10 protein-coding genes are annotated in these 12,498 nt (G+C 64.0%); 8 read left to right on the plus strand and 2 right to left on the minus strand.

The features are described from left to right. Nucleotides 1-8 precede the first annotated feature (8 nt). The 4 genes from FJV80_RS21770 (at nucleotide 9) to FJV80_RS21785 (ending at nucleotide 6,778) form a co-directional block, all read left to right on the plus strand. A complete protein-coding gene (locus FJV80_RS21770; RefSeq protein ID WP_142877377.1) occupies nucleotides 9-1,919 on the plus strand; it encodes an ATP-binding protein in 1,911 nt (636 codons plus the stop codon). A gap of 258 nt (nucleotides 1,920-2,177) precedes the next feature. After that, nucleotides 2,178-3,476, plus strand: coding sequence for a DUF6638 family protein (locus FJV80_RS21775; protein ID WP_095773493.1), 1,299 nt, complete (start codon nucleotides 2,178-2,180; stop codon nucleotides 3,474-3,476). A 105-nt stretch (nucleotides 3,477-3,581) separates the two neighbouring features. Next, a complete protein-coding gene (locus FJV80_RS21780) occupies nucleotides 3,582-4,706 on the plus strand; it encodes a DUF2333 family protein (protein WP_142877378.1) in 1,125 nt (374 codons plus the stop codon). A 392-nt stretch (nucleotides 4,707-5,098) separates the two neighbouring features. Then, nucleotides 5,099-6,778 carry a formate--tetrahydrofolate ligase gene (locus FJV80_RS21785; protein ID WP_095773491.1) on the plus strand — a complete coding sequence of 560 codons (1,680 nt, stop codon included), beginning with the start codon at nucleotides 5,099-5,101 and terminating at the stop codon, nucleotides 6,776-6,778. Nucleotides 6,779-6,831: 53 nt separating this feature from the next. Here FJV80_RS21785 and FJV80_RS21790 read toward each other — a convergent pair whose 3' ends face one another. Beyond that, nucleotides 6,832-7,476, minus strand: coding sequence for a cysteine hydrolase family protein (locus FJV80_RS21790; protein WP_095792765.1), 645 nt, complete (start codon nucleotides 7,474-7,476; stop codon nucleotides 6,832-6,834). Nucleotides 7,477-7,601: 125 nt separating this feature from the next. On the opposite strand from FJV80_RS21790, the gene FJV80_RS21795 reads away from it, so the two are divergent. Next, entirely contained in the window at nucleotides 7,602-8,588 is a 987-nt protein-coding gene (locus FJV80_RS21795; RefSeq protein WP_142877379.1) for a helix-turn-helix domain-containing protein, read from the plus strand. A gap of 17 nt (nucleotides 8,589-8,605) precedes the next feature. Here the strand turns inward: FJV80_RS21795 and FJV80_RS21800 are convergent, their stop codons facing one another. Beyond that, nucleotides 8,606-9,163, minus strand: a complete 558-nt coding sequence (locus tag FJV80_RS21800; protein WP_095792764.1) for a sugar O-acetyltransferase — start codon at nucleotides 9,161-9,163, stop codon at nucleotides 8,606-8,608. Nucleotides 9,164-9,308: 145 nt separating this feature from the next. On the opposite strand from FJV80_RS21800, the gene FJV80_RS21805 reads away from it, so the two are divergent. The 3 genes from FJV80_RS21805 to FJV80_RS21815 all read left to right on the plus strand — a co-directional run bounded on the left by FJV80_RS21805 (nucleotide 9,309) and on the right by FJV80_RS21815 (nucleotide 12,434). After that, a complete protein-coding gene (locus FJV80_RS21805; RefSeq protein WP_095790150.1) occupies nucleotides 9,309-9,770 on the plus strand; it encodes a DUF4126 domain-containing protein in 462 nt (153 codons plus the stop codon). Next, on the plus strand, nucleotides 9,767-11,143 hold the full coding sequence (locus tag FJV80_RS21810) for an FAD-containing oxidoreductase (protein WP_142877380.1): 1,377 nt from the start codon (nucleotides 9,767-9,769) through the stop codon (nucleotides 11,141-11,143). The genes FJV80_RS21805 and FJV80_RS21810 overlap by 4 nt, the downstream gene beginning before the upstream one ends. A 115-nt stretch (nucleotides 11,144-11,258) precedes the next feature. Next, entirely contained in the window at nucleotides 11,259-12,434 is a 1,176-nt protein-coding gene (locus tag FJV80_RS21815) for an MFS transporter (RefSeq protein WP_142877381.1), read from the plus strand. The last annotated feature ends 64 nt before the right edge of the window (nucleotides 12,435-12,498 follow it).

The following is a 12,498-nucleotide window of genomic DNA, read 5'->3' on the forward strand; positions in this document are numbered from 1 at the left end:
CACACTTCATGGACACCGGCCTGACCACCATCCCGGAAGCGGCGATCGAGAAGCACCGCGCCACAGCGCAGAGCTTCATCACCCGCATCGTCGTGCTGGAAGACCCGTCGCGTGAGTCCAGCACGGCACTGGCCGGCACCAATCGCCGCTTCGTCTCCACCGTCTCGGTCGGCTCGGTGCGTCGCACGCGCGAGGTCGAGCTGTCGAAGACCGTCGGCGCCGTCCATCCCGACGACCAGTTGCTCACCATTCCGCAGCACACGCTTCTGTTTCGCGCGCGGCGCGGTACGGCGATCGCGCTCGCCATATCGGATGTCTTCGCCGAAGGCTCCGACCTCGAAAGCCTGCAGGCGAAGAACGCCCGCGCCCCGCTCGAGGGCGACGAGGCGTCGACCTTCAAGAAGCTTCTCTCCGCCTCGGCCTATATCTCGGCCTTCAGCCTGGCATCCTACCTGTTCCAGCTGATCGACAGCGACGGCGAGGCGCCCAACGACATCCCCGAACCCGACTTCCTTTTCGACACGCCGCAGGATGCGGTGAAGTCGATCCTCGCCGGCCTCGACAAGGCGATCGCGGGCTCGAAGGACGATGCCGACCTGGCGACCAGGGCCCGCGCCTTCGCCCGCGTCGCCATTGACGGACTGCTGGCCAGAAAAGGCCGCTTCGACGGCATCGGCCCGTTCGAGAACGCCCATATCCGCATCGATGCCGACGACTTCACCCTCGACGGCTTCGACGTCGCCCCCGGCAAGCGGTCGAAGCCGCTGGTGATGACCTTCAAGAAGCCGGAAGAGGTCGTCGGCAACCACATCGCCAAATACCAGTCGGTCAAGCTCGCCAAGATGCTGATGGCCTATGATTTCGAGCGCGAGCTGAACCCGTTCGTCGAACTCGGCGGCTTCCTGTTCACCTTCATCGGCGACGGTGCGCCCGGCACCGGCAAGACGACTTTGATCCAGATGATCGCCGGTCTCGTCAATGGTTACTGCCAGGTCGCCGGCTATCCCTTCGCCTATGAGAATTTCGGCGTCGACCAGATCTCGTCCTATCAGGGCAAATCGGGCCAGAACTGCCGCCAGTTCATCAACAATGTCTTGAACCCGCGCGTCATCGGCTTCGGCACCATAGACGATATCGACCAGGTGGCGGCGCGCCGCTCCGACGACCGCGCCTCGGCCGGCCAGCAGGAGATCACCGGCGTCCTGATGGATGCCTTCGCCGGCGCGTCAACCGTGGTGCGCGGCAACTGCTCCTTCGGCATGTTCTCCAACTATCCCGAAAATGTCGACGACGCGCTGCGCCAGCGCGCCGGTGCCCGCTGGCTGGTCGACGGCCCGCAGACCCGCGACGACTATATCGACATCTTCGTGCTGCTCGCCGGCAAGAACCACGAAATCCCTCTGGGCAAGCACGAGCTTTACGCCGGACAGGAAATCCAGCGCGCTGTCGAGGAGGCTTATGAGGAGCACGAAAAGCCGCAGGAGGACGGCCTGATGAAGGTCTATGAGCGCTACATGAAGGAGAATGGCGCGCCCAAGACAATGGCCGATATCGGCACCTACCTGCACCTGATCAAGGACGCCGAGCCGCGCTTCACCGGCCGCGCCATCAAGAACGTCACCGACGCCATCAAGATGCGCGCCATGGACATCGAGCTTCCCGACGACTGGTTCGAAAAGCCGGAAGCCTTCATGCACAAGAGCTATGACGAGAAGAAAGCCATGATCGAGGAACTGCGCGGTCCGTTCTCTCTGGACATGGTCATGCAGGAGATCAACCGCTACGCCGATTCAGAGTTCCGCTATTCCGACAAGTCCGACCACGCCGCCGTGGAAAAGCTGCTGCGCGACGCGCGGCTGCGCGAGCGGGCGGCGCGCGAGATGGAGGAGATGAAGAAGAAGGGCATGTGGAATGCATGAGGCACGCCAGCCTTCCCTTCTCCCCTTGTGGGGTCCGAAGGACGGCACGAGACAAGCGGCTCGCCCCCGGACGGTGTCGCCGAAGGCGACGGATGAGGGGTGTTCCAGGGAAAGCCAACGTCTCACTCCGCTGGAACACCCCTCAACCGACTCGGCGCTGTCGCGCCGATCCACCTTCTCCCACAAGGGGAGAAGGAAGGCTCGCGCCCCTCATCCGCCCTTCGGGCACCTTCTCCCCGTGAACGGGGAGAAGGAAAGGTGAGCAAAAAACCCGACCTCTTGCGCGACAACGAACTCATCTACGGCCGTCTGCTCACCGTCGACGAGCCGCATCTCATCCAGCGTTACAACAAGGCGCTGGCCGCATTCGGCCTGCCTCCGACCAAGCTGAAGAGCTTCCAGATCGACCGCACCGGCTTCTCGCCCGAGATCGCCGACGAATGCGGCGACCCTGACTATCTCGACCCCAACGAGGTCAATCGCCGCTTCATCATCCTGACGCCGTCGCAGATCGACCTGCCGGTGGTGCACACGGCCTTCTCCAACACCTCGCAGCTGATGTTCGAGTTCATGTCCAAGAACCAGCGCGCCATCGACGCGCTGACCATCAAGGACGTCATCTACGGCGAGATCGAGGATTCGGTTCCCAAGGTCAACGACATCGAGGACCTGCTGTCGATCAACCAGGTCGAGTTCAAGGTTCTGTCGGCCGAGGATGTGCTGGGCAAGGCCGCTGAACTCGGCAAGCTTGTCGACCGGCTGAAGCAGGAGCCCGACGCCTGGCGCGACAACGCCATGCTGACCCGCATGGTGGAATTGGCGAAAATCTGCGGCGACATCCGCGAGAACGCGCTGGTGCCAGACCAGGTTATCTTCCGCCACAATGCCTACTGGACCAGCCATTTCGGCGGGCTCTACGTGTTCGTCGATCCCGACATGACGACGGTGATCAGCGATCCGGCGGCCCCGGGCTTTCGCCGCTCGCGGCCGTGGCAGGTAAGCTATCTCTCGATCAACGACGCCGACAAGGTCTTCAAGTTCCTGGCCAGCACCGGCCGCATCGAACTGCCCCGCGCCTCATGGATAGAAACGTCCGGCTATCTCGAGCACCGCGCCGAGATGGTGGTGCGCGCGCTGATCCGTGACGCCGAGCCCAACCGCAATCTGACCGATGTCGACAAGGTCTGGCTGCAGACCTGGATCCAGAGCCATGCCGACCTGATTACCAAGGACGGCAATTTCCCCTTCCTCAACGCCGCCAAGCGCGAGATCGCCCAGCTTGGCCATCTCAAGATCGAGGATGTGTTCCCGCAGCAGCGCTTCCTGGTGGTGCGCGCCAAGCCGGACCATCCCGACGCCTGGCTGACCAACCGGCTGATCTCGGATTTCGTGCCGACCGACTTTGTCTCGCGCTACATCTTCAACAAGCAGGGCTTCTACAAGGACTATGACGGCTTCAGCGACGCCTGGAGATCGCATGTTGTGGACGTTCTGAAAACCACATATTTGAAGGACAAGGTGGCGTTTCGCACACGCCTCTACGGCCTGACCGACTAGAACGAAACGAGCTGTCATTTTGTTCTAACTTATTGTTTTAGCACATGATGTTATCCAAAAAGTCTGCAACTTTTTGGCATCATGCTTTGAGGGGGTGACACAGCCATGCTCGATCCGATCGTGAACTTCTTCGTCAGGATTTTTCAGTGGATCGGCCGCGGCATCGGCCTTCTGATCGGCGCCATCCTGTGGCCGTTCCTATGGGCCGGCCGCTGGTACACGCAGCGCGGCTGGATCCTCAAGGCCGTGCTCGGCCTGGCCCTGCTGGTGCTGATCGGCCTCTACGCCAACTTCTTCTATGCCACCCAGTGGTGGAACAATTTCAACTCGAACTATCCTGACACCTACACTTTCGAGAAGCGCAATGTTTCCGCCGGCGAGCAGGTGGCCGCCGGCACTGGCACCGACACGGCAAAGACCTGCGGCAATTCCGGCATTGCCCAGATCGCGGCGGACCTGACCGACTTCAACGTCAACCAGAATGCCTGGATCTCGTCGATGATCCTCTACAAGCTCGGCCTGTTCGGCATCGACTGGGACAACACGCCGTGGATGGACAACAAGGCGTCCTTCCAGCGCGGCATCAACCAGGCTGTGCGGCGCACGGCGACCGAGCTCGCCGACAATCTCGGCCGCGTGCGCACGACTTCGCAGATCGATGCCGATCTGCAGGATGCGCGCGGCAATCTGCAGTTCGACGAATACACCTGGTATTTCGGCGTCAGCCCGTTCGGCCCGAAGACACCGACCCCGAGCTATTATCGCGACGCGGTGCGCAAGCTGCGCTCGTTCAATGCCCGCCTCGCCACCTGCCAGGCCACTTTCGATGCCCGCGCCGACAATCTGAAGCAGTATATCGACCGCATCGCATCGGACATCGGCTCGACTTCCGCCATCCTCAAGGAACGCGCCGAGAACCACAACAATGGCTGGTTCGACACCCGCGCCGACGACCGCTACTGGTTCGCCTATGGCCAGCTCTATGCCTATTACGGCCTGATGAAGGGCGCGCAGGCCGACTTCGAGGACGTCATCAAGGAAAAGCACCTGCAGAGCCTGTGGGACACGATGGACGCGCAATTCGTCTCGGCCCTGCGTATCCAGCCCTTCATCATCGCCAATGGCCGCGAGGATGGCTGGCTGCTGCCGACGCACCTGACGACAATGGGCTTCTACATCCTGCGCGTGCGCTCCAACATGGTCGAAATCAGCAACGTGCTGACGCAATAGCGTTCGCCGGTCGCAGTGCATGTCGCCCGAAAGTGGCCCCGGTTTTGGGCGAACGACATGCATAAGAACAAAAGGCTAAAGCGCGATGCGCTTTAGCCTGGCGATGGCGAATTTGCGCCGTCGCCTCTGTCGCATTCCGTGCATTGTGCGGCTGTTTTGAGACGGCGGAACGGCGCGTCCTCTGGCTTCTATACGGCGCGGCAACGGAGCCGAAAAGAACCCGAGAACAGGTCGGCCGGTCCGCAGAGGAATTTTCTTCATAGGAAACATAGTTGCATGCAAGTTGACGCCGCGGCAGCGACAGGGTTAAAACAGCCCGCGCCCGGTTCCAACCTGCCTGCCAGTGAGATCAAACCCGTCCCCTCCACAGTCCAATCCAGAGGAAAGCCGTCATGGCCGAAGTGAAGTCCGACATCGAGATCGCGCGCGGCGCCAAGAAGAAGCAGATCCAGGAGATCGGCCAGAAGATCGGCATTCCAACCGAACACCTTTTGCCCTACGGCCACGACAAAGCCAAGATTTCCGCCGAGTTTATCAAATCGGTGAAGGGCAACAAGGACGGCAGGCTGATCCTCGTCACCGCCATCAACCCGACGCCCGCCGGCGAAGGCAAGACCACCACCACGGTCGGTCTCGGCGACGGCCTGAACCGCATCGGCAAGAAGGCAATCGTCTGCATCCGCGAAGCCTCGCTCGGCCCGAATTTCGGCGTCAAGGGCGGTGCAGCCGGCGGCGGCTACGCACAGGTCGTGCCGATGGAGGACATGAACCTCCACTTCACCGGCGACTTCCACGCCATCACCACGGCGCACAACCTTTTGTCGGCGCTGATCGACAACCACATCTACTGGGGCAATGAGCTCGGCATCGACACCCGCCGCGTCGTCTGGCGCCGCGTCATGGACATGAACGACCGCGCGCTGCGCGAGATGATCTGTTCGCTCGGCGGCGTCGCCAACGGCTTTCCGCGCGAGGGCGGCTTCGACATCACCGTCGCCTCGGAAGTCATGGCCATCCTGTGCCTGTCGACCGACCTCAAGGACCTCGAGAAGCGCCTCGGCGACATCATCGTCGCCTATCGCCGTGACAAGTCGCCGGTCTATGCCCGCGACCTCAAGGCCGACGGCGCCATGGCCGTGCTGCTCAAGGACGCCATGCAGCCGAACCTGGTGCAGACTCTGGAAAACAACCCGGCCTTCGTGCATGGCGGCCCGTTCGCCAACATCGCGCATGGCTGCAACTCGGTCGTCGCCACCACGACGGCGCTCAAGCTTGCCGACTATGTCGTCACCGAAGCCGGCTTCGGCGCCGATCTCGGCGCGGAAAAGTTCTTCGACATCAAGTGCCGCAAGGCCGGCCTGAAGCCGGCGGCGGCCGTCATCGTCGCCACCGTGCGCGCCATGAAGATGAACGGCGGCGTCAAGAAGGAAGACCTCGGCAAGGAAAACATCGAGGCGGTGAAGAAGGGCTGCGCCAACCTTGGCCGCCACATCGAGAACATCCGCCAGTTCGGCGTGCCGGCGGTGGTTGCCATCAACCACTTCTATTCCGACACCGACGCCGAAATCCAGGCGATGAAGGACTATGTCGCTTCGATGGGCGAAGAGGCGATCCTGTGCAAGCACTGGGCCAACGGCTCGGCCGGCATCGAGGAACTCGCCAACAAGGTGGTGGCGCTGGCCGAATCCGGCGCCTCGCAATTCGCGCCGCTCTATCCCGACGCCATGCCGCTGTTCGAGAAGATCAACACCATCGTCCAGCGCATCTATCGCGGCTCGGAAGCGATCGCCGACAAGTCGGTGCGCGATCAGTTGCACGCCTGGGAGCAGGCCGGCTACGGCAACCTCCCGGTCTGCATGGCCAAGACCCAGTACTCCTTCTCGACCGACCCGAACCTGCGCGGCGCGCCGACCGGCCACACCGTGCCGGTGCGCGAGGTCAGGCTTTCGGCGGGCGCAGGCTTCGTCGTCATCATCTGCGGCGAGGTCATGACCATGCCCGGCCTGCCCAAGGCGCCGTCCTCGGAAAAGATCTTCCTCAACGAGGTCGGCCAGATCGAAGGCCTGTTCTAGAATCTTCAAATCCCAAACGGAAAGGGCGGCCCCTTTCCGTTTGCGGAGTGGTCCTACGCCGCGTTGCGCGCTAGCGCCCGCTGGTTGGAGGCGTAGATCGTGTCGCGTTCCGGCAAGGCGCCGGTCTTCAGGCAGTCGACCCATTCGGCGGTCTTCAGTACGGCCGCGAAACGTGACTGCAGGATGATCGTGACGACGCGGTGGATCTCCTCGGCCGAGGCATAGCCGGCGCTGTTGGCATAGGGCACCGAGCCGGTGGCATCCGACAGGAACTCGACGGCGAAGCCCATATGCACCGCATGGATGATGGTCGACAGGTCGCAATTATGCGTCATGTAGCCGACGACCGTGAGCGTATCGATGGCATTGGCCCGTAGCCACGCCTCGAGGTCGGTGCCGGTGAAGGCCGACGGCAGCGTCTTTTCGACATAATGGTCGCGGCTTCGCCTCGCGACCTCGGGATGCAGTTCGCCGCCGTGGCTACCCTTGGCGAAGATCGGCGAGCTCTCCGGCGCCATCTGCTTGACGACCACGACCTTGATGCCGGCGGCGGCAGCCGCATCCATGGTGCGTGCTACATTGACGACGCTGTCGCGGAACGGCGGATGCTGGATGGCCAGATTGCCGCCATCATAGTCGTTCTGGACGTCGATGACGATGAGCGCGCGGCGTGGCGTGGTTTTGGCTGGGGCAGACATGGTGCTTTCCTTCCGGCTTGAATGCGATGAGCCGAAAATAAGCGGCTTCAGGAGTGATCGAAAGTGGCCCGATTGACATCATTCGAAAGAATTGGGACAATCCAGCTTTCGAACCGGAAATGCCCATGACCGCCCCGATCATTGCCGCCCTCGCCTTCGACGGCATCAGCCCGTTCCACCTTTCCGTGCCTTGCCTGGTGTTCGGCGCCGACCGCACGAGGCTCGGCCTGCCGCGCTTCGACTTCCGCGTCTGCGGGGTCGAGCAAGGCATGATCCGGACCGATGCCGGGCTGAGCATCCTTGTCCCGCACAGTCTGTCCGCGCTCGACGATGCCGACATCATCATCATCCCGAGCTGGAAGGATCTCGAAGCCCCGCTGGCCGGGCCGCTCGACGAAGCGCTCGGTCGCGCGCACCGGCGCGGCGCGCTGATCGTCGGCCTGTGCCTCGGCACCTTTGCCATTGCCGCCGCCGGCCTGCTTTCAGGCCGGAAGGCGACCACGCACTGGGCCTATACGGACCAGCTGCGCGCCCTGCACCCCGACATCTCGGTCGATGCCGACGTGCTCTATGTCGACGATGGCGACATCGTCACCTCCGCCGGTGTCGCCGCCGGGCTGGATTGCTGCCTGCATATCGTGCGCGCCCGCTATGGCGCGGAAGCGGCACTGCGGCTCGCCCGGCACGTCGTGCTCTCACCGCACAGGCAGGGCGGGCAGGCGCAGTTCATCGAACGCCCCGTGGCAAAGAGCGCGAATGCCGATCGCTTCACCCAAGCGCTTGACGCGGTGCGCGCCACGCTCGGCGAGGCGCACAGCCTCGACAGCGTCGCCGAGGCCGCCGGTCTGACGCGGCGTACCTTCACCCGCCGCTTCCAGAAATCGATCGGCACCAGTTTTGGCGATTGGCTGACCAGCCAGCGCATCGAACTGGCGCAGCGGCTGCTGGAAGCGACGGAAAAATCGATGGACATCGTGGCCTTCGAGGCCGGCTTCGGCAGCGCCACCTCGCTGCGCCAGCATTTCGCCGCAAGGCTGAGGACATCGCCGGCGCAGTATCGGCGCGAATTCTCCCAGCGGATTGACCAGGAAGAACGGATGGCGCAGGCCTGATTGCTTGCGGCGGAAATTCAGTCACGCTTGACCGGCCGCGCCGGATTGCCGACCACCGTCTCGTTTGCAGGCACATCACGCGTCACCACCGCGCCGGCGCCGACGATGGCGCCCTCGCCGATGCTGACGCCGCCAAGGATGACCGCGCTGCCGCCGATCCAGGCATGGGCGCCGATCTCGACCGGCCTGGCGATCTCCAGCCCCGCCTGTCGGCCCGCGGCTTGCCTGTGGTGCTCGGCGCAATAGATCTGCACATTGGGGCCAAGCAGCGTTCCCTTGCCGATGCGCACGCTTGCCGTGTCGAGGATGGTGCAGCCGGCGTTGAGGAAGACGCCATCGCCGAGAACGATGTTGAAGCCATAGGCGCAGTGGAACGGCGCCTCGATGCGGGCGCCCTCGCCCACGCCGCCGAGCAATGCCTTGAGGTCCGGCCCGAGATTGCCGCGCTGCCTTGGCGGCAGGCAATTGTGCTCGAACACCGCGTCGCGCGCGAGGGCACGCAGCGCCTCCAGCTCGTCATCGAGGCAAGAGTACCATTCGCCGGCCGTCATCTTCGCGCGCTCGCTTCCAGCCATGGCGGGTCCCCAATTGACGTCCTTGCGTCCTTGCAAAGCATAGTTGCGACCAGCAGAAAAGCGCCAATCCAAGTACTGGTCAAATATCGGACCTATGGTAGCCTGCCGTTCAGGCCGTCCTGGCCTGGTGATCGAGGGGATCAACATGCTCTATCTTCTTGCACTTCTGATCGGCGTCATCGCCGGCCTGCGCGCCATGACCGCGCCGGCCGCGGTCGCCTGGGGCGCCTATCTCGGCTGGCTGCCGGTTGCCGGCACCTGGGCAAGCTTCATGAGCCATTGGGCCGCTGTCGGCATCTTCACCATCCTCGCCATCGTCGAGCTGGTCACCGACCAGCTGCCGTCGACGCCGAGCCGTAAAGTGCCGCAACAGTTCGGCGCCCGCATCATCATGGGCGCCTTCACCGGCGCGGTGATCGGCGCGACCGCCGGCGCCACCATCGTCTGCCTGATCGCCGGCGCCATCGGTGCCGTCATCGGCACGCTGGGCGGCGCCGAAGCGCGCGGCCGGCTTGCGGCTGCTTTCGGCAAGGACCCGCCCGCCGCCTTCATCGAGGACGCGGTGGCGATCATCGGCGGCCTGCTGATCGTGGCGGCGGTGGCATGACGGCAAAAACTTTCGACGCCATCATCATCGGCGCCGGCCAGGCCGGCACACCGCTCGCCGGCAGGCTGAACGCAGCCGGCATGAGCGTGGCGCTGATCGAACGCAAGCTGGTCGGCGGCACCTGCGTCAACACTGGTTGCATCCCGACCAAGACGATGGTGGCGAGCGCCTATGCCGCGCATCTGGCGCGGCGCGCCGCCGACTATGGCGTGACGCTCAGCGGCCCTGTCGGTGTCGACTATGCCAAGATCAAGGCGCGCAAGGACAAGGTTTCGGGCGCCTCCCGCACCGGGCTGGAAACGTGGATCGCCGGCATGGACAAATGCACGCTCTACCGCGGCCATGCGCGCTTCGAAACCGCCAATACGGTGCGCGTCGGCGACGACCTTCTGACCGCCGACAGGATCTTCCTCAACACCGGAGGCCGCGCTTCCGTGCCCGATTTGCCCGGCGTCCAAGACATCGACTATCTGACCAATTCCTCGATGATGGATCTCGAGGTCCTGCCGCGCCATCTGGTCGTCGTCGGCGGCAGCTACATCTCGCTCGAATTCGCGCAGATGTTCCGCCGTTTCGGCAGCGAAGTCACCGTCATCGAGAAGAGCCCGCGCCTGACCGGCCGCGAGGACGAGGACGTCTCGGCCACCATCCTGTCCATCCTCGAAAACGAAGGCATCACGGTCCATGTCGGCGCCGACGACATCGGTTTTGCCAAACAGGGCGACGATATCGCCGTGGCGTTCTCGGCCGGCAAGCCGCCGGCCGTCGGTTCTCATGTGCTGCTGGCGCTTGGCCGAACGCTCAACACCGACGATCTCGGCCTCGACCGAGCCGGCGTCGCCGTCGACAAGCGTGGCGCCGTTATCGTGGACGACCAGCTGCGCACCAGCGTCCCAGGCATCTGGGCGATGGGCGACTGCAACGGCAGGGGCGCTTTCACCCACACCTCCTACAATGACTACGAGATCGTCGCCGCCAACCTGCTCGACAACGACCCACGCAAGGTCAGCGACCGCATCGAGGCCTATGCGCTTTACATCGACCCGCCGCTCGGCCGCTGCGGCATGACCGAGGCGGCGGTGAAGAAATCCGGACGCCGGGCGCTGGTCGGCCAGCGGCCGATGACCCGCGTCGGCCGCGCCGTTGAAAAAGGCGAGACGCAAGGCTTCATGAAGATCTTCGTCGATGCCGACACGCGGCAGATCCTCGGCTGTTGCGTGCTCGGTCCCGGCGGCGACGAGGCGGTGCATTGCGTGCTCGATCTGATGTACGCCAAGGCGCCGGTCGACACGCTGGCGCGCGCGACGCACATCCACCCCACTGTCTCGGAACTGCTGCCCACGATTGCCCAGGAGCTGAAGCCGCTGGCCTGAGGCGCTCGAGCCAAGCTCTCGACAATATGCATTGCTGCAATGCAGCAATGCATATTGCGCGTAGCACGGCTCCGCGTTCATTCTGAAAATTGAACCGATTCAGTCTGGACGCCTCATGCCTCTGCCGATCCTTGCGCTTGCCATCGCGTCCTTCTGCATCGGCACCACCGAATTCGTCATCATGGGCCTGCTGCCGGAGGTCGCCGCCGACCTTCGCGTGTCGATCCCTTCGGCCGGCCTGCTGGTCACCGGCTATGCGCTCGGCGTCGTCTTCGGCGCCCCGATCGTCGCCATGGCCACGGCGCATCTGCCGCGCAAGCCGGTGCTGGTGGGGCTGGCCGCGTCGTTCGTCGTCGGCAATCTGTTCTGCGCCATCGCGCCTGACTATTGGACACTGATGGCGGCGCGTGTCTTCACCGCTTTTGGGCACGGCGCTTTCTTCGGCATCGGCTCGGTGGTTGCCGCAAGCCTGGTGCCGCGCAACAAACGCGCCAGCGCCATGGCGCTGATGTTTGCCGGCCTGACGCTTTCCAACATTCTGGGCGTTCCCGCCGGTACAGCGCTTGGCGAAGCTTTCGGCTGGCGCTCCACATTCATCGCCGTGGTCGGCATCGGCCTGATCTCGGTCGCTGCCATCGCCTGGCTGGTGCCGTCGGATGTCACGGAGCCGAGCGGCGGCGGCCTGCGCGGCGAGTTGCGGGTGCTGGGCAGGCTGCAGGTCTGGCTGGCGATGCTGATCGCCTCGCTGGCCTCGGCCAGCCTGTTTGCCGTCTTCACCTATATAAAACCCTACCTCACCGACGTGTCCGGCCTGTCGACCTCTGCAGTCACCTGGGTGCTCCTGTTGTTCGGCGCCGGCATGACCATCGGCAACATCATTGGTGGGCGGCTGGCGGACTGGAAGCTGATGCCGACCGTCATCGGCACACTGCTGTTGATGGCGGTGCTGTTCGTCGGTTTCACACAGTTCGGCGCGATTGCCGGCGTCGCCATCGGCATCGTCTTCCTTTGGGGACTGCTCATCTTCGTCGTCGTGCCGCCGCTGCAGATCCGCGTCGTCGAGGCCGCTTCCGAAGGGCCGAACCTTGCCGCCACGCTGAACCAGGGCGCCTTCAATGTCGGCAATGCCAGCGGCGCCTGGATTGGCGGCGTGGCGCTTTCGGCGGGCGTCTCCTACGCCCACCTGCCGCTGGTCGGCGCGGTGCTGGCCTTGCTGGCGGTCACCGTCGCGGTGCTGTCGCAGGCGCTGGACAGGCGCGCGCCTGTCCCGCTCCAGGCTGCGGCCGAATAGGCATCCATTCGCCAAAGCGACGGAAATCTTGCGCCCATAGCGCGGCCGACTGGACCAATCGACA

Origin of the sequence: Mesorhizobium sp. WSM4310 (genome assembly GCF_007003935.1) — a bacterium.
Classification (GTDB): domain Bacteria; phylum Pseudomonadota; class Alphaproteobacteria; order Rhizobiales; family Rhizobiaceae; genus Mesorhizobium.

Coding starts and splice junctions, on each gene's coding strand:
- FJV80_RS21770 (WP_142877377.1), top strand. CDS start 9: ATGGACACCGGCCTGACCACCATCCCGGAAGCGGCGATCGAGAAGCAC.
- FJV80_RS21780 (WP_142877378.1), top strand. CDS start 3,582: ATGCTCGATCCGATCGTGAACTTCTTCGTCAGGATTTTTCAGTGGATC.
- FJV80_RS21805 (WP_095790150.1), top strand. CDS start 9,309: ATGCTCTATCTTCTTGCACTTCTGATCGGCGTCATCGCCGGCCTGCGC.
- FJV80_RS21810 (WP_142877380.1), top strand. CDS start 9,767: ATGACGGCAAAAACTTTCGACGCCATCATCATCGGCGCCGGCCAGGCC.
- FJV80_RS21785 (WP_095773491.1), top strand. CDS start 5,099: ATGGCCGAAGTGAAGTCCGACATCGAGATCGCGCGCGGCGCCAAGAAG.
- FJV80_RS21815 (WP_142877381.1), top strand. CDS start 11,259: ATGCCTCTGCCGATCCTTGCGCTTGCCATCGCGTCCTTCTGCATCGGC.
- FJV80_RS21795 (WP_142877379.1), top strand. CDS start 7,602: ATGACCGCCCCGATCATTGCCGCCCTCGCCTTCGACGGCATCAGCCCG.
- FJV80_RS21800 (WP_095792764.1), bottom strand. CDS start 9,163: ATGGCTGGAAGCGAGCGCGCGAAGATGACGGCCGGCGAATGGTACTCT.
- FJV80_RS21790 (WP_095792765.1), bottom strand. CDS start 7,476: ATGTCTGCCCCAGCCAAAACCACGCCACGCCGCGCGCTCATCGTCATC.